This window comes from Desulfosarcina widdelii (genome assembly GCF_009688965.1).
Classification (GTDB): domain Bacteria; phylum Desulfobacterota; class Desulfobacteria; order Desulfobacterales; family Desulfosarcinaceae; genus Desulfosarcina; species Desulfosarcina widdelii.
Map to the genome: position 1 here is coordinate 3738617 of NZ_AP021875.1, position 23647 is coordinate 3762263.

Annotated in this window: 18 protein-coding genes; 7 read left to right on the plus strand and 11 right to left on the minus strand. The window is 58.5% G+C overall.

Annotation, left to right across the window (positions count from 1 at the left end; all coding sequences use genetic code 11):
* Window positions 1-148 precede the first annotated feature (148 nt).
* A complete protein-coding gene (locus GN111_RS17215) occupies window positions 149-958 on the plus strand; it encodes a hypothetical protein (protein ID WP_155304930.1) in 810 nt (269 codons plus the stop codon).
* Window positions 959-961: 3 nt separating this feature from the next.
* Here the strand turns inward: GN111_RS17215 and GN111_RS17220 are convergent, their stop codons facing one another.
* The 3 genes from GN111_RS17220 to GN111_RS17230 form a co-directional block, all read right to left on the minus strand.
* Complete coding sequence (locus GN111_RS17220) at window positions 962-2431, minus strand: trimethylamine methyltransferase family protein (protein WP_155304931.1); 1470 nt, start codon at window positions 2429-2431, stop codon at window positions 962-964.
* Window positions 2432-2464: 33 nt separating this feature from the next.
* Window positions 2465-3772 carry an NAD(P)/FAD-dependent oxidoreductase gene (locus GN111_RS17225; RefSeq protein ID WP_155304932.1) on the minus strand — a complete coding sequence of 436 codons (1308 nt, stop codon included), beginning with the start codon at window positions 3770-3772 and terminating at the stop codon, window positions 2465-2467.
* Window positions 3773-3876: 104 nt separating this feature from the next.
* On the minus strand, window positions 3877-5775 hold the full coding sequence (locus GN111_RS17230; RefSeq protein ID WP_155304933.1) for an aldehyde ferredoxin oxidoreductase family protein: 1899 nt from the start codon (window positions 5773-5775) through the stop codon (window positions 3877-3879).
* A 139-nt stretch (window positions 5776-5914) separates the two neighbouring features.
* On the opposite strand from GN111_RS17230, the gene GN111_RS17235 reads away from it, so the two are divergent.
* On the plus strand, window positions 5915-6652 hold the full coding sequence (locus tag GN111_RS17235) for a GntR family transcriptional regulator (protein ID WP_170302347.1): 738 nt from the start codon (window positions 5915-5917) through the stop codon (window positions 6650-6652).
* Between the two features lie 174 nt (window positions 6653-6826).
* Here GN111_RS17235 and GN111_RS17240 read toward each other — a convergent pair whose 3' ends face one another.
* Window positions 6827-8290 carry a trimethylamine methyltransferase family protein gene (locus GN111_RS17240; RefSeq protein WP_155304935.1) on the minus strand — a complete coding sequence of 488 codons (1464 nt, stop codon included), beginning with the start codon at window positions 8288-8290 and terminating at the stop codon, window positions 6827-6829.
* Here GN111_RS17240 and GN111_RS17245 point away from each other — a divergent pair.
* The 4 genes from GN111_RS17245 (at window position 8271) to GN111_RS17260 (ending at window position 13322) form a co-directional block, all read left to right on the plus strand.
* Entirely contained in the window at window positions 8271-8465 is a 195-nt protein-coding gene (locus tag GN111_RS17245) for a hypothetical protein (protein ID WP_155304936.1), read from the plus strand. The genes GN111_RS17240 and GN111_RS17245 overlap by 20 nt on opposite strands.
* Before the next feature lie 187 nt (window positions 8466-8652).
* A complete protein-coding gene (locus GN111_RS17250; protein WP_155304937.1) occupies window positions 8653-9954 on the plus strand; it encodes an ABC transporter permease in 1302 nt (433 codons plus the stop codon).
* Between the two features lie 57 nt (window positions 9955-10011).
* Entirely contained in the window at window positions 10012-10968 is a 957-nt protein-coding gene (locus GN111_RS17255) for an ABC transporter permease (RefSeq protein ID WP_155304938.1), read from the plus strand.
* A 203-nt stretch (window positions 10969-11171) separates the two neighbouring features.
* Entirely contained in the window at window positions 11172-13322 is a 2151-nt protein-coding gene (locus tag GN111_RS17260; RefSeq protein WP_155304939.1) for a dipeptide ABC transporter ATP-binding protein, read from the plus strand.
* 117 nt (window positions 13323-13439) lie between these two features.
* On the opposite strand, the gene GN111_RS17265 is transcribed toward GN111_RS17260, so the two are convergent.
* The 4 genes from GN111_RS17265 to GN111_RS17280 form a co-directional block, all read right to left on the minus strand.
* Window positions 13440-15092 (minus strand): ABC transporter substrate-binding protein, encoded by a 1653-nt coding sequence (locus GN111_RS17265; RefSeq protein ID WP_155304940.1) that lies wholly within the window; start codon window positions 15090-15092, stop codon window positions 13440-13442.
* A gap of 295 nt (window positions 15093-15387) precedes the next feature.
* The gene (locus GN111_RS17270) at window positions 15388-15768 is read right to left on the minus strand and encodes a response regulator (protein WP_170302348.1); all 381 of its coding nucleotides are present in this window, start codon (window positions 15766-15768) and stop codon (window positions 15388-15390) included.
* A 2-nt stretch (window positions 15769-15770) separates the two neighbouring features.
* Window positions 15771-18407, minus strand: a complete 2637-nt coding sequence (locus GN111_RS17275; protein ID WP_155304942.1) for a response regulator — start codon at window positions 18405-18407, stop codon at window positions 15771-15773.
* Between the two features lie 5 nt (window positions 18408-18412).
* Window positions 18413-19642 (minus strand): HDOD domain-containing protein, encoded by a 1230-nt coding sequence (locus GN111_RS17280; protein ID WP_155304943.1) that lies wholly within the window; start codon window positions 19640-19642, stop codon window positions 18413-18415.
* Window positions 19643-19990: 348 nt separating this feature from the next.
* Between GN111_RS17280 and GN111_RS17285 the strand changes: the two genes are divergently transcribed.
* The gene (locus GN111_RS17285; protein WP_155304944.1) at window positions 19991-20890 is read left to right on the plus strand and encodes an ADP-ribosylglycohydrolase family protein; all 900 of its coding nucleotides are present in this window, start codon (window positions 19991-19993) and stop codon (window positions 20888-20890) included.
* Window positions 20891-21073: 183 nt separating this feature from the next.
* Here the strand turns inward: GN111_RS17285 and GN111_RS17290 are convergent, their stop codons facing one another.
* From GN111_RS17290 to GN111_RS17300, 3 genes are read right to left on the minus strand one after another with little or no spacing between them, the layout of a single operon-like run.
* The gene (locus tag GN111_RS17290) at window positions 21074-22117 is read right to left on the minus strand and encodes an MlaD family protein (protein ID WP_155304945.1); all 1044 of its coding nucleotides are present in this window, start codon (window positions 22115-22117) and stop codon (window positions 21074-21076) included.
* Between the two features lie 26 nt (window positions 22118-22143).
* Window positions 22144-22827, minus strand: coding sequence for a P-loop NTPase family protein (locus tag GN111_RS17295; protein WP_155304946.1), 684 nt, complete (start codon window positions 22825-22827; stop codon window positions 22144-22146).
* On the minus strand, window positions 22828-23604 hold the full coding sequence (locus GN111_RS17300; protein ID WP_155304947.1) for an ABC transporter permease: 777 nt from the start codon (window positions 23602-23604) through the stop codon (window positions 22828-22830).
* Between the last annotated feature and the right edge of the window lie 43 nt (window positions 23605-23647).

Here is a 23647-nt window from a genome sequence, read left to right on the forward strand (position 1 = left end):
GATGGGATCTCCCAAATGGGTTTACCAATCCCATAAATATCAATTATAGTGGAAGGCTATTGCCGGCGCAACCGGGGCGATGCCCAATTTTCATCGAAGCGAGGGCGCCCTCCGGTAGCCGTTAGAAAACAAAAAAGGAAGGGATGCCATGAATCCTGTCCGCCTGCCCCACTGGCCCTACAAAATCTTCAGATCCAGTCCCACCCCGCCAGGCCTTTACGCCCGGCAAAAATGGTTGGATGAAGCGTCCACGGCCGAATGGCAGGCCGATTTTACCGCCTGCGTAACTCATCTGCGCCAGGGGCAATCCGCAGACGGCCTGTGGGCCGGATCGGCGCTGGAAACCATCCATCGCCTGTTCGGATTGCACCTTACCCAGCGCGAACCCGATCCGCTTACCGACAAGGGACTGGATGCCCTTCTTCAGATGGCCACGAACGATAGATGGTCGGATGGCAGGCGTATAATTTCCCCGGATCGACTTCGCGGACTGCCCTTTGCCGCAGCAGAACGGGCATCGGTGATCCTGCCGGCAACCCTGTTTCTGGCTGCCATCTTTGGCCGGGCCGCCGATCCGAACGTCCTGAAGCTGTACGACAAGATGGCCGTCGGCCTGACCACCGAGCCCCTTGCCGGGCATCCACCGACTGCTTTAAACAACCGTCTGCGGGCCCTGGTGGTTCAGCCCGACTACGCCGCGCACCCGGCGACGGCGTCCCTGGCGGCCTGGATGGCCGGGCGCCAGACCCCGCAGGGGGATTGGGGGGCGGAAATGCCATTCTACCAGGCGCTCAACGCCCTGGCTCATCTGGACGTGCCCGCGGCCGAACGCCAAGTCGAGCAGGCCTTTAAACTTCTGGTCCAAAATCAGAACACAGATGGTTCCTGGGGCAGGCAGGACCGCCAGTGGTGCACCTTTCTGGCCGTTCACGCCCTGCGCAACAAAGTCTGGATCTGACGGTTACTGTTTTTCCAGACGCGCCAGGATCTCTTTTTCCCCCTCGCGTTTGAGCCGGGCCAGTTCGTCGCGGATCTTGCCGTCCAGCGGTTCGGGCTGGTGGGTCTCCACGACCCTGCGCACCTCTTCGCGGACATGATCTTCCATGGTGGGTTGTCCGGCCTGCTGCCAGGCGGCAATGGTCTGGCGGTTGAACAGCCGGGCATGCCAGAGTTCCTTTCTGAGATGGTCCACCGTATGCCGCTGGGCCAGAAAGTTGCCGCCGGGCCCCACGGCGTCGATGACGTCCCGGGCCAGGGTGGCGGCATCGACCCGGACGCCTTCCACGAAGCGCTTGGTCATGCCGATGACCTCGTTGCCCATGACGAGCTGCTCGCAGGCACAGGCCATGCCGCTGGCCATGTAGCCCACGTCGTGAATCAGGTTGAGCCCGGCCAGGGCCTGGGTGACAATGGAGAAGGTGCCTTCGATGCCGGCCTGGGCATCCATGCGTTTGGCGTCGGTGGCGCCGGCCAGCCCCCAGGTGGGCAGGCTGAAGGACTGGGCCACCTCGGCCTGGGCCGCCAGTCCCAGGCTCCCTTCGGGGGCGCCCATGGCCATCAGGGTCGTGGCCATGTCCAGGATCCCCATGTTGCCGCTCATGGAGACGGGGCAGCCGGGTTTGCGCAGCTGGGCCAGGGTAATGTGAATCAGGGACTCGGCGGTTATCTGGACCACCGCGCCGGCCAGGGTCATGGGAGCGGTGGCACCGGGCTGGGCCGTGGCACCGGGGATCTGGGGCATGTCGCGGTCGGCGGCGATGAGGATTCGCTCCACCACATCCCGGGGAAAGACAAAGGGAGAAATCGCCTCCGGGTAGAGCATGACAAAGGGCCGCTCCCGCAGACGCTCCATGCCGCCGGCCACCACGGCAGCCATTTCGAAGATCACCTCGCAGCCCATGGGCGTGTAGCCGATAAAAGCGATGGGCTTGGTGGTGTGGTTGACCACGGCTTCGAATTCGTGCAGGTCGGCAATATGCCCCTTGACGTCCTGGGCGGAGCCCATGGGCATGACAAAATCGATGTTGGGCAGGGCGTCGGCGACTTTTGCGCCGGTGGCGATATCGGCCACCCGGGTTTCGTGGTATTCGCCGGTGAGGGCGTCCTTGGTGTTGGGGCTGGCAGTGGAAGTACTGTAGTGGCTCTTGCGCCCCTCCACTTCCATGCCGCGCCGGCCGTTGCGGTCATAGATGGTCCAGCCCTTGGGAACCGTGGCCAGGCATCCCTCGACAATGTAGCGGGGAATCTTGACCCGCTCCTCCTTAACCACGGCCCCGGCGGAGGAAAGCATCCGGCGCGCCTTTTCATGAAGGCACTTGAAGCCCGACTTTTCGATCACTTCAAAGGCCGCCTGGCGGATCTCCCAGATCTGATCCTCGGTCAGCACGCGCATGCCAACGCTGTTGCTATAACTTCTTGACGAATGAATCATGGCTCGCCTCCATTGTGTTGTTCGATGAACCTTTTACCCGATGACCGAAAAGCTGGAATCGGTGTTGATTTCCCGCCGACGGCTGAAAAACCCGATGTCGCAGGGCCGTTTGGTGTAATGCATGGTAAAGGATATCGGATCACGGTCGTGGTCATGGCCCGATTCGCAGGCCGCGATCAATTCGGCCATGAGCCTGCCGACCACCGGTGCGTTCTTGTACTGATTGCCCGAGGTGCCCACGGCCATGTAAAAACCGGGCAGGTCGGACTTGTCGTAAATCGGAATCCAGTCGTCGGAGGCGTCGTAAAGGTCCACCACGCCGCTGGGCTGATTGGGGATGCGCAGCCCTGGAATGCGCTGGGATTCGCGCATCACCTGGGTGGTCCACTGTGAAGAGAAGTTCGTGTCATAGGTATCCGGGTCATCGACATAGTCCAGGGTGTCGCATTCCGGATCCTCGGAGCCAATGAGGATGTGGTTGCCCACCTCTGGCCGCGAGTAGCAGCCCACATCGCCGTCGGAGATGATGATGCCCAGATGGTCGTAGTCGAACCCGTCCGGCGCAGGAACGTGGCAGACCTCCTGTTTGAGCGGTCGGGTCTTGATGTTCATGCCGTCCAGAACGCCGGCCATGCGGTTGATCTGGTAAGAGTGCGGACCGGCCACATTAACCACCACCGGGGCCTCGATCTCGGTTCCGTCGGCCAGCCGGACCCCGGCGCAGCGGCCATCTTTTTGGAGAATGTCCGCCACTTCGGAATTGAACCGGTATTCCCCACCGGCTTGCTCGGCAGCCACCTGCACGTTGTGAACCGACTGCTTGGGGTCGGATATCAATCCGGATTCGGGAATGTACAGGGCGCCGGCAATGGCTTCTCCCGAGGATTGGCCGAAGCGGGGATCGTCGGGTAAAACCGGAGGGCCGAACCGACGGGTATCGACGATGGGCATCAGCCGGCGGATGCCGTCCGCATCCAGTTCCTCATACACCACGTGCAATTCTTCCAGGGCCGCCTTCACATTTCTCAGGTACTTGTTCTTCTCGGTCTTCAGAACCATGGCGCCGGTGTTGATATATTTGACCATGCCCGTGGGGTCCACCACGCCGAGGTACCGGGGCCAGTCCAGCCAGTAGTAGTAGCCCTCCCGTGCCATGGCCACACCGTCCGGGGTGGAGTAGTAAAGCCGGATAACGGCGCAGGAACCGGCCGTGGAGCCGAGTCCGGCTCCGGAAAGTCTGTCCAGGTTGAGGACCCGCTGCCCCCGCTTTGCCAGTTCGAAGCCCACACAGGCCCCGATGATGCCGGCGCCGATAATGATCGCGTCGTAGGATTTGCTCATATGGGTTAACTCCTTCCTAAAGTAGGCGTTTCGCCTTTCTCGAAGAATATATGAAGGCCATGATTTCAAAAGCTTGTTGGTAGTTTTTAATAAAAAATTTACGGTCAAAATGCTGCTGCCGGGGCGCGAGCGGCAGACATCCCGGGACTGTCGATACCCAGGGCCGCCAGGGTTTCCTTCAGCGGTCGCCCCTTTTCGTCCCACCCCATGGCGGCATAAAAGTCGCTGCACATCCGTCGCAGAATCGCGGGCGTCAGGGCCTGGTCACCGTCACCATAAACCATCTCGGGCAGGTTATCCTCGTCCATGTCGGGCGCGTGCTGGAGATTGAACAGCCGCTCCATGGCCGCCACCCGCGCACCGATAAAGAACAGATCTTCGGCACCGAGGGGCAGGCCGGTGACGGCCGACGCCAACGCGGCTTCCTGCTCCAAGTCGAAGGTGCCTAACAGCGACAGCGTGGGCACCTTGCACAACCCCAGGCTGTCTACAACGATGTTGACCAGCACGGCCCGACGCACCAGGCGCCCTTTGCCCGCCGGCCGCCGGATGTCCACCGCCTCGGGCGATCCGAACGCCGCTTCCGCCTGCTGCTCGGACCAGCGGTACTCCAGCGAGGCGTAGACATTGTTGTAATCGCCCCCGCGGCTGGAAATGGCATAGCCCAGCGCACTGCCCAGGATGGCCGCCGGGTGATAGGCGGTGAGTTCCAGTCCCTTGACGTGGGCCGCATAGCGTTGGGCACCCTTGCCGATGGTCTCGGCCGCCCGTTTGACACCCCGGGCCAGGATGCCGCCCAGGGCCTGGCCGGTGGCCATCTGACGGATGAGGGTTTCCATGGCCACGGCGTCGCCCCAAGGCAGCGCCAGGCCGCCGGTGTCGGCTTCGCTGAGGATGCCGCGCTCGAAAAGATCCATGGCAAAGGCGATGGCCGTGGCCGCCGAAGTGGAATCCAGGCCCAATTGCGTACAGAGGTTGTCCAGGTGGACAACGGCCTGCAGGTCGGCCAGTCCGCATTTGGCGCCCAGGTTGATCATGGGCTCGAATTCCGGCCGGGTGGCAGTAACGCCTTTCAGGGCGCCCGCCTTGAATTTCAGGTCGGCCTTGCACTGCACGGGGCAGCGGTAGCATCCACTGGAACGCACCTTGTCTGCCGCCAGCCGGCGGCCATCCACCCGGTCGACCATCTCGAAACGCCGCTGGCGGTAGTTGCGGGTGCCCATGATGCCCATGTCGTCGGCCCATTTGACGTAGCCGGCGCCGCCGTACTTCGAAAAAGTTTCGTAGTCCGGGGAGGATTTGATCTTCCGGACAAACGCCTTGACGGAAGCATCGATAACCGGCCGGCGGTCTTCAAACGGCTTGCAGGAGCCTTTGCGGATCACGATGGCCTTGATCCGTTTGGCGCCCATGACGGCGCCCAGTCCGGTGCGGCCGGCGGCATGGTCTCTCCCGGCGACGATACAGGCAAAACGGGCACCGGATTCGCCGGCGGTGCCGATGGTCAGGATCTGCAGTTTCTCGCTTCCCAGATCCGCGGCCATACGATCCCGGGTGGCAAAGGCATCCAGCCCCCAATACGGCCGGGCATCCCTGATTTCGACCCCCTCGTCGCAAATATGGAGGTACACCGGCACCGCTGAACACCCCTGCACCACCAGGCTGGCAATGCCGGTGGAGCGCAGCCAGGCGCCGGCGTAACCGCCCACGTTGGAGCTGCCGATCAAACCGGTCAGGGGCGACAGGGCGTTGATGTGCAGCCGCGATGCCGTGGGGGCCCGGGTCCCGGTGAGAAGACCGCAGGAAAAAACAAGCGGGTTTTCCGCGCCCAGCGGATCGACTCCGGCCGGAAGATGCGCATACAGATATCCGACGTTGAATCCACGGCCGCCGAGAAAGCATTTCACGGTTTCCTCGGAAAACGGCGTCCGCGAAGAGCTGCCGTCGCTCAGATCGATGTGTACCCGATCCCCATATGTCGCTGCGGCTCGATGCGCTTTCATGATTCTGACCTGTCTTGCCTGCCGGAACCCGGTTGGGTATTGATACCGGCCAAACTATCCTGTATATACAACCTGTAACCTATTATTTACCCTTATAGCCAAAGTCAAGCCAATTATGGCCGCTTCCGAGCCCAAATATATGTGCATCAAAAAGTGCCTGACCCGCCGGATCGCCGAAGGCACCATCGACCACCAGGTGCCGTCGGAAAATCAATTGGCGCGGCAGTATCGGGTCAGTCGCATGACAGCCCGCAAGGCCCTTGACAAATTGTTGCACGAGGGTCGGGTCGAAAGAATTCCGGGGAAAGGGACCTTCGTAAAAAAACGGCAACTCAACCCGACCTATTTTCACGTGCATGCTTTTTCAGAGCATGCACGGCGCCTGGGTGTACAGACACACTCGCAAGTGATCCGTTCGGGGATCGAGACGCTGCCCGCAGCGCTTGCCGAAAAACTCCCCGGCAGACAAGCGGTCTGCCTTGAACGCGTCCACTGGCTGGACGAGCAACCGGTGTGCTGCGAAATCCGGTATTTACGAGCGGACTGGTGCGCCCCGCTGCTGGACGAAGACCTGGAAAACGAATCCGTTCATCACCTGATTGCCGGGAAACTGAACCTGCCGATTACCCGCGTCTGGCAGCGCCTGGAGGCCGTCGGTTTGCCGGCAGCCGTCGCCGTTCATCTGAACATCGATGCCGGGACGCCGGCGTTTTGCATGAAACAGGTGCTGTACAGCGACGACGAACCCGTCTCCTATGTCGACTATTTTTTGAGAAGCGATGTGTATGCCTTCGAAGACCGTTTCGAACCCGGAAAGCTGTCCACAGCGGGATGGGGCGGCGACGGCAGCCTTTCGCTGGACCGGCCTGACCGGTAAAATTTGTCCTTACTGCTTAATTTTTGACGGTCTCGCAAAAAGTCGGGAATCACAAGTTGGCGTCATTCCGGCGCATTCCGAAATCCATTCATTTCAGTACGTTCTGGATGTCGGATCAAGTCCGGTATGACGAGCCCGGGACTTTTTGCGAAACTCTGAAAATTCATATTCGCGTCATTTTTGCGCAGCGGTCAGTTCGGCTTCCCCCTCAATCTTGATCTTTTCAATGGCCGTGCAAACAGCGTCCGGCAACGGAGGGATGGTGTGGGTGTCCAGGATCTCGATCAGTTTGTCCTGGATGCGCTGCTCCATGTCTTTGGCGCCCGATTGTTCCCAAGCATCATAGGGCTGACGCGTCAGCAATTCCGACCGCCAGAGTTCCGAGCGGAAGTGTTCCAGGGTGTGGCGCTGCTGAAGGAAGTGCCCGCCCGGCCCCACCGTTTCGATGACCTGCCGCGCCAGGGTGTCGGGGGTCACTTCAATGCCCTGGATGAATCGTTTGGTCATGCCGATGGCCTCGTTGCCCAACAGCAGCATCGCCGGCGAACTGACCATGGCCATGTCCAGGTAGCCCACATCGTGAATCAGGTTGATCCCGGCCAATCCCTGGGAAAGGATGGAAAAGCCGCTTTCCAGACCGGCCTGGGCGTCCACGCGTTTGGCATCGGTACAGCCGGCATACCCCCAGGTCGGCAGACCGAAAGACTGGGCCACTTCCGCCTGGGCCGCGATGCCCAGACTCATCTCCGGAAACCCCACACCAAAAAGGCCTGTGCGCATGTCCAGAATCTGGACGTTCCCGCTCAGGCACACCGGGCAACCCGGTTTTCGCAACTGGGCCAATGTCAGGCACATCAGCGATTCGGCCGTGATCTGGGCGACGACCCCGGCCAGGGTGGCCGGGCCTGTGGCACCGAGCTGGACGGCCGGCCCCGGGACCTGGGGCATGAACAGATCGGCCGCCAGAAACAGCCGATCGACAACCTCGTTGGGAAACACCAAAGGCGAGATGGGCTCGGGGTAGAGAATGACAAACGGCTTTTGCCGCAGGTTGTCCATGCCACCAGCCACCTCGGCGGCCATTTCGTAAATCATTTCCGTTCCCCGGGCCGAGTAGCCGATGAAGATGACGGGTTTCGTCGTGTGCTTCACGACAGCTTCGAACTCGTGCAAATCCGCCGCAATGGAAGGGACATCCTGGCAGGACCCCATGGGCATGACCCAATCGATGTTTTCGCAGGCGTCGGCCACCAGCGCGCCGTTGACGATATCGGCCACGGTGGTGGGATGAATCGCGCCGGTGCGGGCATCCTTGGTACTGGGGCTGGCCGGGTTGGTGCCGTAATAGCTCTTGCGGCCTTCCACCTCCATGGCACGCTGTCCCTGACGGTCGTATATGGTGAACCCCTTGGGCGCCTTGTGCAGGCATTCGTTGACGATGAATTCGGGGACCCGGACGATATCGCCCTTTACCACGGCGCCGGCCTTCTTGAGCATCTTTACGGCCCCTTGGTGAAGCACCTTGAAGCCCGCCGTTGCCATGATGTCAAAGGCGGACCTGCGAATTTCGTGGATCTGGTCGTCGGTGAGAATTCTCACATAAGGGGACTGCTTCTGGATGGAAGCGCTGTTGATCATGGCTGACTCCTTCGGTTTGAAGATGCATGAAATCGTGGCGGCCAGCAGGAAGATATCGAAGAATGAGAAAACCGCCTGCCCATGGATGGGAACAGATCCTTGCGCCCAATTTGCCTTTTTACCGGCAACTATGCTATTAAAGGAGAATCAAGTGATATTGAATCGCCCGTATTGAACCATTGGTGCGATTTTTCTCCACGTCCCTATTTTTATACACAGCGACTTTCGGTTTACCGCATCCGCCGTAAGGAAAACAGCGCCATCGGTATCCGTCGGACGGTTTTTATTTCTTCCGCTGTGGTTGTTCGGGCAATGGATTTTGTCTTTATGGATAACTACTACCTACCACATAGGACCGATCTATGGCAAAATTTATCCTCAGGCGTTTTTTTCTGCTGCTGCTGACCATGCTGCTGGTATCGGTAGCTGTATTTCTGATCACCGAGGCGTCTCCCGGCAATGTGGCCAAAAATGTGCTCGGCGCTTTCATCACGCCCGAGCAGGAGGCCTCCTTCCTGGCCCAGATGGGCCTGGATAAGCCGGCGTATGTACGCTACATCCACTGGCTGCTGGGCAGCGACTGGATCGCGGACGGCAAAGTGGAGATGCCGCTGAGGCGGGTCACCAACGAAGACGGATTCGTGGATTGGTGGGCGGTGAAGCCCAACGGGGACCTGGTCCGTTGGAAACTCGAGGGAGAAGATCTGATTGCCATTACCCTGCCCAAGGGAAAAGACGAACCGCTCCGGCAGAAGGATAACGGGCGCTGGCAGGCCGGCAAGGACGGCGGTCAGTATGCCTGGGGCGTCGATACGGCCAATCACGTCGTGCGCTGGGAAAAGGGAACCGATCTGGAGGTCTGGACCTTTGTCATGGGCACCGGCTGGATGAAAACCACAGGCGGCCCGGTGGAGTATATCCCCTTGAAAAAAGGCTTCATCCGCGGCGACCCCGGGGTTTCCCTGCGCACCGGCCGGCCCGTGGCGGATACGATCTTCACCCGGCTGCGAAACTCCGTGGTGCTGGCCGGCATCGCCTTCGCGCTGGTCATGCCTACCGCCCTGTTTCTGGGCATGATTGCCGGGCTCAAAGAGGGGTCTTTGAAGGACCGGGTGCTGTCCATCGGCGGCATGATGTTCTCGGTCATCCCCGAGTTCGCCACCGGTATCTTTCTGATATTGATCATGGCGGTCTGGCTGCAGATCGTTCCCGGGGCCACGGTCTTCGGAGAAAAGGCGCCCTGGGAGCGCCTGGACATGCTGATTCTGCCGGTACTCACCCTGACGCTCGTGGAGTTGGGCTACATCCTGCGCATCACCCGGGCCAGCATGGTGGAGGTGATGAAATCGCCCTACATCCGCACCGCCTATCTCAAGGGCCTGCCCTACTGGCGCATCGTCTTCAAGCATGCCGTGCGCAACGCCCTTATGGCGCCGATCACCGTGATCATGCTGCATGTCAACTGGCTCATGGGCGGCATCGTCATCGTCGAGGTGGTCTTCGGCTACCCCGGCCTGGGCAAGTACCTGCTGGAATCGGCCCTGTTCAAGGACATCAACGGTCTGGAAGCCGGCGCCATGATCCTGGTCCTGCTGGCCGTGGGCACCCAACTGGTGGCGGACATCATTTACACGTTTCTCAATCCACGCATTCGCTATGCGTAGCCATATCGTCTGTTAACGCAGTATTTTCGCAACGGAACCGACAAGCGAGAGGATATCATGCCAGACGGCGAGCAAGCAGTCGCAGGCGACAATTCACTGGACGACATTCCGCCGCTGAAAAGCGAGCGGCCCGGTTTTTTTACCCGCCTGGGCGGAGGCATTAAATTCATCTGGGCGTCCAAAACGGCCACGGTGGGCCTCTTCCTGGTTCTTTTCTGGGTGTTTGTGGCCATTTTTGCACCCCTTTTGACCCCCTACACCCCGCTGGAGCAGGATTGGAAAAATCCCAACATCGGCCCCAGCAAGGAACACATCCTGGGCACCGACGAACTGGGACGCGACCTGTGGTCCCGCCTGATTTACGGCGCCCGCGTCGTGCTGGTCATCATGCCCGTCGGCGACAACTACTGGATACCGGGGGGCACGGCCATCTGGGGTGTGCTGGTGGCCCTGCTGGTGGGCACCGCGCTGGGGTTGATCAGCGGCTATCACGGCGGCTGGGTGGACGAGGTTACCATGCGCCTGCTGGACGCCATGATGGCGGTGCCCATCATCCTGCTCTACATGATCATCATGGCCGCCCTGGGCGCATCGGCCATCAATGTGGTCCTGGCCATGACCATCGTGGGCACGCCGGGAATCGCACGCCTGGTGCGCAGCCTGACGCTGGACATCCGCACCCGCGAATACATCCGCGCGGCCGAAACCCGGGGAGAGAGTTCCTGGTATATCATGTTCGTGGAAATCCTGCCCAACGCCCGCGGCCCGATTATCGTGGACGCCATGCTGCGGGTGGGCTATGCCATTTTCGCCATGGGCACGCTGGGATTTCTCGGACTGGGCATCCCGCCGCCATCGCCGGACTGGGGTTCCATGGTGGCCAAGGGCCGGGAGTTCATTCTGGCCGGCAGCCCCTATGCCGCCCTGTGGCCGTCGCTGGCCATTGCTTCGCTGGTGGTGGGGCTGAATCTGCTGGCTGATGGGATACGGGAAGAATCGATGCGCTACCAATAAGTCGTGCCCATCCAGAAATGGCCAATTTGCCCGATATCCGTGTTGTGCTCAACCTGGTTTTATAAGATCGGGTTGATCCTCGGCATATCAACTATATACACCCCAAGGGCATTTCCTTCGGGCACCTGTGGTAAAATTTCTCGCACGCCTTGATCTCGAACAAATTTTCCGATTTCTGGACGGACACGACATAGAGAGGTCCCATGGACGATATAGATAGCGAAAAATCCGAAGTCGTTCTCGACGTCGAACACTTGAGCATCGCCTACGAAACCCGCAAGGGAGACGTGCAGGCGGTGCGCGACGTCTCCTTTGCGGTGCGCGAGGGGGAAACCGTGGGGCTGGTGGGCGAGTCCGGCTGCGGCAAGAGCACCATTGCCTACGGCATCGTCAACCACCTGGGCCCCAACGGCAAAATCACCGACGGGCACATCCGCTTCCAGGAGACCGAACTGGTCAACCGCAGCCAGTCCGAACTCAACGAGATCCGCGGCAACAACATCGCCATGGTTTTTCAGGATCCCATGCAGGCCCTCAACCCCTCCATGCGGCTGGGCGAACAGCTGGCCGAAGTGCTTACCAGCCATCGCAGCATCTCCGAAAAAGATGCCCGGGATCGCTGCATCCGCATGCTCAAACGGGTCAACATGCCCGACCCCGAAGATGTCATGAACCGCTACACCCACCAGATCTCCGGCGGCCAGCAGCAGCGGGTGGTCATCGCCATGGCCATGCTCAACAACCCGTCCCTGCTGATCATGGACGAACCCACCACGGCCCTGGACGTCACCGTGGAGGCGGCCGTGCTGGACCTGATCGAGGAATTGAAAAACGATTTCCACGCGGCCAATATTTTTATCACCCACAACCTGGGGGTCGTGGCCCGGGTGAGCGATTTTCTGTGCGTCATGTACGCCGGGCAAATGGTGGAAAAAGGCACCGTGGTGGAGATTTTCAAACGCCCCTGCCACCCCTACACCCGGGGACTGATTTCCGCAGTACCCAAGCTTGGAGACAGCAAGCTGGACTCGGTGCTCTACCCCATCCGCGGCCGGGTGCCGGCGCCGGCCAACCGTCCGCAGGACGCCTGCATTTTCGCCCCCCGCTGCGACTACGCCACCGGGGAATGCCTGGAAGCCCGCCCGCCCATGGTGCAGCTCGCTCCGGAACACGCCGCCCGCTGCCTCTACGCCGCGGAAATCGAATCACGGCCCAAAACCACCCGGCGCAAGTCCAAGGTGCATCAAGTCAAGGAAGCCGTGGAGGAAAGTCCTGGCCAGGAGAGCCGGAAAATGGTGCTCGACTCCGAAAATTTGAAAGTCTGGTACCCCACGGCAGCCGACAACGTGGTCAGCCTCTTCGGACTGGGCGAGAAAAAATATGTCAAGGCCGTGGACGACGTCAGCCTGCGCGTGGCCAAAGGCCGCACCCTGGGCCTGGTGGGCGAGTCCGGCTGCGGCAAATCCTCTCTGGTCAAGGGGCTCATCGGTTTGGAGCCGCTCACCGGCGGCCGGATGCAATTTCTGGATATCGAGGTCAGGGAAGAGGTCACCGCCAGGGCCAAGGAGCTGATCAAGGATATGCAGATGGTCTTCCAGAACCCGGATTCGACCCTCAACCCATCCTACACCGTAGGCAAGCAGATCGCCCGCCCCATTCAGCGATTCAAAACCGTGCCGCGCGACCAGGTCAAGGATGAGGTGATCCGCCTGCTCAACGCCGTGCGGCTGTCGGGAACCTACTACGACCGCCTGCCGCGGCAGCTTTCCGGGGGGGAAAAGCAGCGGGTGGGAATTGCCCGCGCACTGGCCAGCCGGCCGGACCTGATCATCTGCGACGAACCGGTTTCCGCCCTGGATGTTTCCGTCCAGGCGGCGGTCATCAACCTGCTGCTGGAAATCCAGCAGACTTTCGGATCGTCGATGATCTTCATCGCCCACGACCTTTCCGTGGTGCGCTACTTTTCCGACGACATCGCCGTGATGTACCTGGGGCGGATCGTCGAAATCGGCCCGGCGGAAAAAATCTACGATCCGCCCTATCATCCATACACCGAAGCGCTGCTGTCGGCTGTTCCCATCGCCGATCCCGAGGCCGAGCAAAAGGAAATCCGCCTTTCCGGCAACGTGCCCAGCGCCCTCAATCCACCGTCCGGCTGCTATTTTCACACCCGCTGCCCGCGCCGGGCCGAGATGCTGCCCGACGGGGGCAAAATCTGCGAGGTCGAAAAGCCGCCCTGGCGGCAGAACAGTTCGGGCCACCGCATCCTGTGCCACATCCCCATCGAAAAATTGATGGAAATCGAACCGGTGGTGCATCACAGGGAAGAGGAGGAAACCGTGCCGGCGGGTTAGCAAGGAAGCTGACAACAGACTGTAAACGGCAAAAAGGGGAGGTGCAGCGGCACCTCCCCTTTTTTAATGGTATCTATTTTCGCGTCCGTTCAAACAACCGCAGCGGAGCGCAACAGACTAAACATCCATCCAGACCTCGTTGAACAGCAGCAGAAGGTTAGGATGGGCGATGACATTTTTCAACTTTTTATTGGGGCACATCCAGGTATTCATCCAGTAAGCGATGCCGATGGAACCGCGATCCATCTGGATCTGCTCCAGTTTGCACATGACTTTTCTGCGCTCGTTCACATCCAGGATGCCGCTGGCCTTGGCCAGCAGTTCGCTGAACTCCTTGTCCACCCATCGGGACTCGTTCCAGGCCGCCGGCTTGCCTTTGTCATCGGCCGTGTAAGCGAGTTTGAGCGCCTGGGTGCCCAGCGGACGGTGGGTCCACGGGGTGACTCCCAGGTCCACCTCGGTCCACTTCTCCCAATACTGGCTGGTGGTCATGGTCTGGATGTTGACCCGGATCCCTGCCGGTGCCGCATCCTGCTTGAGCACCTCGGCATAGCGCACGATGTCGGTCCACTCCGATCCCACGGCGATGTTGACGTCGATGCCGTTGGGATAGCCGGCCTCCTTGAGCAGTTGCTTGGCCTGCATGGGATCGTATTTGGGAATCGGCTTTTCGCAGTATTCGGGATGTTTGGGGCAGACGTGGAAGTCTTGTCCCTGCATGCCTTCGCCCTGATAGGCCAGGGCAAGGATTTTCTCGCGGTGCTGGCAGAGCTTGAGGGCCTTGCGCACCCGGTTGTCCGTCCAGGGTTTGAGATCCACCCGCATGCGCATCACCCGGGTGGTTGCGGTGGTGACGGGGATGACCTGGATGTTGCTGTCTCCCTTGACCGCTTTCATGATGTCCGGGCCGGGGCTGTCCGATGCGTCGATGAGATCGATGTCGCCGGATTTCAAGGCGGCGATCTGGGGCGCCTTTTCTCCGCCCATGTCGATGAAGCGCACCTCGTCCAGATACGGCAGGGGCTTGCCGTCGGCGCCCGTCTGCCAGTAGTCCTTGCGCGCTTTGACGATGCAGATCTCGCCTTCCTTATACGTGTCGAGAACAAACGGTCCGGTGCCATGGGGGGCCTTTTTCATGTCCCCTTCGAAGGTTCGATGGTTCACCACCTGGGCGGTATACTGGTAAAAATCCTCGGGCAGCGAAATTTCAGCCCGTTTTAGATGCAGTTTGAACTGGTAGTCGTTGACTTTTTCGATTCCCGAAGGATCCAGGTAGGCGCCCACGAGTCCCTTCAGCGACGAGCCCACGGCGTCGTCCAGCCACTGCTGAATGGTGAAGATGCAGTCGTCGGCGGTAAACGTGTCGCCGTTGTTGAATTTGACCCCTTTGCGAACATTCCATGTCCAGGTTTTCAGGTCATCGCTGGCGCTCCAGCTTTCGCACAGATAGGGATGGGTGATATTGTTCTCGTCGGTATAGGTCATGTACTCCCAAATCTGGCGTGTGGCGTTGGAAGGCATCAGCCAGGAAAAGCGCGCCGGATGATCGATCTTTTGCACCTGCTGGGCCACCCGCAGAACGCCCCCGCGCTTGATGCCCGCTGCGGCGGCCTTCCTGGGCAAGGCCAGCCCGGCAAGCTGGCCGGCGGCCGTCACGCTAAGACCCAGCAGGGCGCTGTAGCGGATAAACTCGCGCCGGGACAACTGCCCCTTTTGCATCTGGTCTTGCAACTCCGGTATCGCTGGATGAATTGTCTTTTTGCGGCTCATGCTTTCCTCCTCCTTTTTTTTGCTTGGAAACGAGAAACGGTCCAAGTCCCAAACCGGTTGATATGCATTGCAGGCAATTGCGGATTCTTTTGGCCAATGGCGTGCCGGCCCGTATGAGATGAATCGACCCTTTACAATAATGCAGGCCCGACTTCACCGGGGGAATGGCCCACGCTACCGGTTAAATAGCCTTTTCAGGCATTGATGGGATTATGAGAATAAAGGTTATGAATGCCTTGCAATACAGACAGCATAATTCAAGTGAACCGTTTTTGTCAATTCGGCAAGATCGGTTCTAGGCTTGGAAAAGTTCTTGGATTTTCGCCAGCAGGGTGGCTTTGCGCAGCGGTTTGACCACAAATGCGTCGCACTTGTCTTTGGCCTTGACCACGAAATCTACATTGCTGTGGGCCGTAACCATGATTTTTTTGGCCGCGGTAATGCCATTTTTATGTTCCAGTTCGACAAATCGATTCAACAGGTCCAGTCCGGTGATGTCCGGCAGTTCGATATCGATGGTGACCAGATCGTAGGGACGATTGTCGTTGATGGCTTTCACGAAGTACTCGGTGGCCTCGACTCCGCTGCCCGCCGTGTCGCAGGTGCCCGCGTTGGTCAGCATCAACTCCAGTTTCGTCAAGGCGATGGGTTCGTCGTCAATCAGTAAAATACGCATGTTCAGGTTCCTTTCCATTGGGATACAAAATCCCGGAATCGATAAAATTGGCTTTTCAGTTGGTCGAAACCGACCTTGAGTTCTTCCATGGGGCCGTCTGTGCTGAGCTGTTCCAGGCTAAAGGCCGCTTCGGTCAGGGCCGGGGCCTCCATGGTCGCCGCACCGCCTTTGATGGCGTGGGCCTCTTTTCGAATAGCCTCCCGGTCTTCATTTTCAATGGACGCTTGGATACGGTCGAGCTGCCCGTCTGCATTCTCGATCAGTTGACGGGCGATCATTCTTATCGTTTCCGCGTCCTCAAACTCCTCCAAAGCGGTGGCAATGTCCATGATCGTTCCGTCGCCGGTTGATGATTCGGCGATTTTCTCCGGTTCTTGCGGTATGGGTGGTGCTTCGAGACTTTTTTGCAGACCAATCCAGCGGTCCACCGCCTGAATGAGCTGCCTGCGGCGAATGGGTTTGGCCAGGTAGCCGTCCATACCGGCGGCGAGGCATTTTTCCTCATCCCCTTTCAGCGCACTGGCTGTCAGGGCGATAATGGGCGTCCGACTATTGCGGCCCGAAGCGGCCTCGATTTCTCGAATTTTGCTGGTGGCGTCAAAACCGTTCAGCACCGGCATCTGGATGTCCATCAGGACCAGATCGTAAGCTTTCTCGGCGACGGCATCCACGGCCTCCTGTCCGTTGTCCGCCAGATCGACATCAAACCCGGCAGCCGTCAGGTGCATCAGCGCCACCTGTTGATTGGTCGGGTAGTCGTCCGTTACCAGGATGCGTCCACTGCGTTTAGTGGCTGCCGGATCGCCATCTGCCGGCAAATCGGATTTCAAGGGTTCGGCACAGGCACCATGGATCGCTTGGTGAAGGGCCACGTTCAGGTCGCCGATTTTTACCGGTTTGGTGACCACGGCCTGAAAGCCATGGGCCGGTCCGTTGTCATCGGCCACCATTTTTTTGAGGCTCGTGGCCAGGACAACAGGCGTGTTTTCAAACGCGACGGCCTGCCCCTGCAAATTTTCTTTCAAATCCACTGCGTTCATGTCCGATACATGATCGGCGGTGACGATGGCATGGACGGGTTCTTTTACAGGGTCCCGCTCGGTCAGCAGCGTCAGGGCCTCCTCGCCGCTGGAGCTTGTCAGGCAGCGTATGCCCAACCGGTCGAGATGGCCGGCGAGGACTCGGCAGGTGGTTGCACTATCGTCAACCACCAGAACGGTCGTTTCGACTTCCCATTCGGGTTTTTTGGCCGCAATGGACGGCTCTGCCGATGATCGAAGGAATTCGGCCGTGAACCAAAAGGTACTGCCATTTCCGGGTCGACTGTCCACGCCGATTTCTCCTCCCATCAATTCGACGATCTGTTTACTGATGGTGGTCCCCAGGCCGGTCCCTCCGTATTGTCGGGTCGTGGAGCTGTCCGCCTGGGTAAAGCTGGAAAAAACCTGGTCGATCTTTTCCTCCGGAATCCCGATTCCGGTATCCTTTATTGAAAACCGGATCCGGGCGTGCTCGCCGCTGCTGTTTTCCGGCCTGGCCTCAATGAAAATTTCTCCTTCATGGGTGAACTTGACCGCATTTCCAGTTAGATTGAACAGTACCTGACGCAGGCGATGGGGATCGCCTTCAAGGCGGGTCGGCGTATCAGGTGCGATGAAGACATTGAGTTCAACCCCTTTTTCACTGGTCTGAAGTGCGAAGTTCTCTCCGATCTCCTCCATGAGAACATTTAGATCGAATTCGACCTGCTCCAGATCCAGCTTGCCCGACTCGATCTTGGAATAATCCAGCACATCGTTGATTTGTCTGAGAAGAGTGGACGATTCACGGCCGATAATTTCGACGATGCGCCGCTGGCTGGCGTCGAGACCGGTAGACAACGCCACTTCGGTCATGCCGATGATGCCGTTTAGCGGCGTTCGGAGTTCATGGCTCATGTTGGCCAGAAAATCTCCCTTGGCACGGCTGGCCGCATTGGCCGCTTCGGCCATGGCCCGGGTCCGGTCCATGGAAGCCTGCAACTCTTTTTGGGACCGGGTCAGTTCCCGGGTTCGTTCGGCCACCTGAACTTCCAGAATCCGGCTCTGGTTCCTCAACAGATCGGTGTAAGCCATGCTTTCCGACGCATTGGCCACGTGCAGCAGAATAATCGAAAGCAGGGTCATGGCCGTGTCGGGCAGCTTGGTTTGACCGGACGGCAGCAGCCCGCCGAACATGCCTTTGACCTGATTGTGGTTGGCGATCACATGCAGCAGGTATTGGCGGGAGTGATCCCGCGACGAAATTATCACGCCGCGGCGCTCGCGAATGGCCCAGGCAAAGTAGCCTTCCTCAATCATATAACCCACTTCTTGCTGGATCTCCGCAGCCAGGTGATCGGGATAACGATAGGTGGGCTGAAAAGAGAAGTCCTCCTCGTCGACCATGTAAAAGGCCAGTACTTCAAAGGGAATAATGGCGTCGATGCGCCGCTTGGCCTCGGGAAGCAGGGTTTGAAGGCTGTAGTTGCCGCCCCCGATTTCCGTGTAGAAATCCTCCAGCGAAAGGACCATTTCCAGGGCATTCTGGATATATCGTCGGTTTTCCTCCAGATACGCGATACGGTTCTTCAGGTCTGCGGTGGTGTCTTGAGCTGCCATTGGATTTACGACTCGCCCGTGAAGATCGACGTCAGGAAATTCAGGTGGTGAATCGCCTGGGGGATGATCGTGGCAAGGGTCTGGGGAGAAATCCTCAGTTTGTCCCAGGCCGCTGTGTCCAGGGTGGGAATGCACCACTCCCCGCTCTTACCCTCGCCCAGGGCATGGGCAATGATGTCGGCCAGATGAATAACGGCTGCCCGGGCCGGGTCCTGAGCCGATGTCGGTCGATGGTGAAAGACCACATTCTGGCTCAAAGCGACGGGAAATTTCCATTTTTCGAAAAGATCGGCGGCGATGTCCGTGTGCCGAAATCCCATGACCCGTTTCTCCACGTCATAAAGGCAGGTCTCGCCATCGGTGGCAGCGGCCAACATCGTCCCCACCTGCCGGGGAAAATACCGGAACATGACCATCCTGCCGATGTCGTGAAGCAATCCGGAAACGAAAAGCTGTTCGGTATTGCGGATGTTGCCACCGGCCGCCAGAATGCGTGCCAGCACACCACAGGTCAGACTGTGATGGGTGAATGCCTGGGTGTCGAACACGTTTTTAGGAATGTCTTTGAAGATTTCCATGGTGGCGATGCCCGCCGCCAGGGCCGAAATTTCCTTCGAACCGATAACGGTAACGGCACGGCTGATGCTATCAATCCGGGATGGAAAGCCGTAAAAAGCGCTGTTAACGATTCTCAGGAGTTGGGCCGCCAGCCCCGGACTTTTGCTGATGACCTGGGCGATGTCGTCAGAGGATGAAAAAGGGTCGGCAATGGTGTCGTTGAGCTTAAAAATGATGGTCGGAACTTCTGGCAATTTGATGTCCCGGTTGCGGATCTTCTGGCGCATCTCCAGGCTGTTCGAAGAAGGAGTGCTTTCGCTGGCCGCTACAGTCGAACGTTCCACCGTCGGGCTGACGCCGCTTCGACTTCGATGGAAAACGGCCTGGCGAAAAATCTCCGCAACCGCCGGATGGTTGAGGTCGTTTCCGGAAAAGACCGATTTGAGGCTTTCGGCCGTATGCCGCATAACTTCCGGGTCCACCGTCGGCGAATCTTCCGGCCCGTTTTCCTGGTCGTCCTGGACCTGCACCTCCGGAACGCCCCACATCTTAAAAATATTCAGATGCTTGGGATCGATGGCCTGCCCTTTTGACAGCAGCAGCCGGCCGCTCATATCGGTTACATCGGTTGCCAGGACCATCCCCGGTTTGAGTTGGTCGATGGAATAAAAAGGCATCGCTCTGTTTCGCTCCGTGGCTGCAATTCACTTCCGACGGTTTTGTAAAAAGGCCGAGATCTCCCGCTAAACACCACACGGGACAAGAAGGCTTGCGAGTCCCGAGAAAGGAGGCGTACCTGAACGTACTCCGCACTGACGAGGGACGAACGCGGTTCGCCGATATCGGCTTTTTTACGAAGTCGTCACTTCCTTTTCCGGCAACTTTATATATCGCGCAACATCCGCTGAACTTTAGCCGCCTGCCCATCCAGAAATGGCCAAATTTGAAAATCCCGATCCACTGCATTACTGTATGGTTCATCATTTGCGCACGCACACGCGCAGAATTGAAAAAAGGAGAATCCGATGACGACGAAACGACAAGCGGCTGTATTGGGAGCCTTCGTAGCCGACGCCCTGTCCCTTGGCGTCCACTGGGTGTACAACACCGGCGTGATCGACAAAAAATTCGGCAGGGTGGAACGCTATTACGACCCGTTGACTTCCTTCCACAAAGGCAAGAAGGCGGGGGATTTCACCCATTATGGGGACCAGATGGTGGTTCTGCTGGAGACCCTGGATAAAGAAAAAGGCTTCGACGCCACCAGATTTGCCCAATCATGGCGGGATTTTTTTTCGGATTACACGGGTTATTTCGATAAGGCCACGAAAGCCACCCTGGAAAATATGGACAACGGCCGGGATCTGACCCAAAGCGCCTCGGCTTCGGACGACCTTGCCGGGGCCTCTCGCATGGCGCCACTGGTGGGTGTGTATGGCGACAACCTGAACCAGCTCGTCCGGGCTGCACGTTCACAGACAGCCATCACCCACGGAGACGAACGGGTGATCGCGTCCGCCGATTTCTTTGCACGCACGATCTTTGCCATCCTCAACGGCAAGGAACCGGTCCCGGCCATGGAGGCTGCCTTGAACGAACAGTTCGCCGAGAGCGAGATCGCCCCGCTGGTCCGTATGGGGCTGCAAAGCAAAGATCGAGATACCCGCGAAACTATTGCCGAATTCGGCCAGATGTGCAGTGTGGAAGTCGGCCTGCCGGGAGCCGTACACCTTGTTGCCCGTCATAGCGGCGATTTCAAGACCGCCATGGTGGAAAATGTTATGGCCGGCGGCGATTCCTCGGCCCGCGGCATGCTGGCCGGCATGGTGCTGGCCGCCGCCCATGGCATGGACGCCATCCCCGATGAATGGATATCGGGGCTGAATGCCGGGGAACGCATCCGTACGATTTTGGAGCAGTTATAAATAGAATGGCGGTTCAGTGTTCGCCCAGAAATAGGCAAATTTGGTCGAGATCGAGGCGCACGACCAATCTTAGCTCGGGGTTTACCACAGGTATCTAGTTGATATTCCGAGGATAAACTTTTTCGTGTAAGAAAATATCGACCAAGGGTAAGATTGGCTTGGCCATTTCTGGATGGACACTGACTATTTCGGGCGCAGCCCCGCATCCACATCCACAACCCCCGGCTCATCGGGCAGATTGGAACGGATGATGATATTGCGCTGCAGGCTCTTGACCACACGATCAATGTTTCCCACCCCGTCCCGGATTTCGCGGATTCCCTCTCTGGCGGTTGCCGTCACCTGGGGAATGTCCTGGCTGCCTTCCTCCATGTTCTCCAGAATGACCTGGATGGTTTCCATGGACTGACGGGCCTCGTCCAGAATCTCTTTCATGGTCTCGACATTCTCAACAACACCAGCCCCTGCCGTTTGGATCGTCGACAGGTTGCCGCTGACCTGATCGATCAGGCCGGGCCCTTTTGCAGCGGTGGCCTGGATATGGTCCAGCAGGGCATTGGTCCGGTCAAGGTTGGACAGGATCCGGTCCATCAATTCCCGCGAAGCTAACAAAGAACCCAATGTTCCTTGCCCTTGGTCGATTTTCCCGGCAATCCGTTCCAGATGCAACGAAGTCCGTTCGATGTGGTCCAAGGTGGTAAGCAGCGGGCCTTGCGGATCTTTCAGGATGGTGACCAGCTCAGAGACTTCCTGAATCGTCCGGACAGCCAGCAGGGCCGTCTTTTCCACCTCGAATTCTTTTAAGATATCCGTAATGGATTTTTTTTCCTGGGAGGGAATCATGCCGCCCACGGGAATTTTCGGGGAAGTGGAATTGCCGGGAATAATGGAAATGTATTCAGAGCCGATGAGTGTCGGGCTGTCCACCACGGCCACCGAATCCTGGCGGATACGGGAGGCGTATCGGGCCAGGATGGCCAATTCGACGTTCACGTTGTCCTCCCCCAGCGAGATCCGTTCCACTTTGCCGATATCGGCCTTGAACAGCTTTACCGCCGCATTGACCTGCAGGTTGTAGCTCTCCTTGAAACTGGTGTAAAATGTGACCTCCTCGGCAAACCAATCCTTGCCCCTTCCAAGGATGACCAACGTTGTCAGCAGCAGCAGGAATATACCGATAATAAAAACGCCGACGCTTTTCTCCGCTTTTGTGAAGCTTGTTTCCATGGGTCAGAAGACTGCCGTTTAAATGACTACTGGGAATCCATGATCCGGATCGTTCCGTTGTGAAGCGTCAACTGCCGCCGCCCGAGGTCGCTCATTTTTTCGTTGTTGGAGAAAAAGACGACCGCTGTTTTTGACTGTACCATATTTTTCAAATGGTTAAAAATGGCATCGTCCGGTGTGATCTGTATGAAATTCTCCGGCCGGTCGATCAGCATCAGCAGCGGCCGCTTGCCCATCTCACGGATAGCGATGGTTTTCATCAGGACGCTGTCGTTCAGTTCGGAAGGCCGACGGTTCAAATCGTCGGACAGGCCGGCATCTTTACAAAGAAGCGCCATCGTTTCATCCAGGTCAATGGACAGGTCGTTCTCGTGATAAAACCGGGTCAAAAGAAGATTTTCGCGGACCGTTCGGTTGCTGACCATGGCACAATCGGGGGCCACGTAGCCAATCCGGCGTTTGACAGCCAGACATCGTCGATAGTCGTCCAAATCCACGTCAGACCCGTCGAACCGGAATCGGCCCTTTTCCGGACGATCCAAGGTGGCCAGCACGCGCAGCAGTTGCCGGCTGTCCAAAGCTGCGTCGGCTTCGATGGCGATCACATCGCCGCGGGCGATCTTCAGGTGATCTGCGCCGTAGGTCGTCTGTCTGCCGAAGGGGGCGAGCACCAGGTCGGTGATTTCAAGAATCGGTGGAGTCGGCTGCATTTACACGTAAAAAATGAAAGAAATAAAAATATTGATGACCAGGCAATAAAAAAAACAGTCCACGGCGGCTCTGGAAGTCGCTATCGGCACTTGCGTAATCTGGTCCTTTGGCGTCAGCCCGTGATAGAGACAGGTGCCGGTGATGACCACACCGAAAAGGATGCTCTTCAGCAAACCAACGGCAATATCGGCCCCCACGACGCCCTTGGCAATCTGCTGGAAAAAGCCTTCCACCGGCAACGTGGTCAGCCCCTTGACGATGACATAGCCGCCGATAATGGCCATGAGATCGAACACCAGGACCAGACTGACAACGGCCGTGGTAATGCCCAGAAGGCGGGGGAGGCAGAGAGTGTTCAAAGGGTCGATCCCCGCCATTTCCAAGGCTTCGATTTCATTGAGCACATTCATGTAGGACATTTCGATGGTGACCGCGGTAGCGGACCGCAAAATGACGATGATAGCCGTGATCAACGGCCCGATTTCCCGCAATACGAGCAGCACTACGATCTTGCCCAGGTCCACCTGACCGGAGAGCTGGGAAAACTGAACAATCATCATTACGCCGATGATCAAGGCGACGGGAACAATCACCGGCAACGCCTCGACAGCCGTAAAATAGAGCTGTTCCACGATCACCCTTCGGATCAGCATCCGGCCGGTACGGGGAAACGGCACGGCTATGGAGATCAGCCGGCAGGTCAGCGCACACAAATCCGTCAAGCGGTTGATCCTTCGAATCGTCGTTCTGCCAAGCGCACCGACGAATTTTTCCATGGGATCGTTATCCTCTTTGTCCGGATGGGTCGTCCACCTTTGT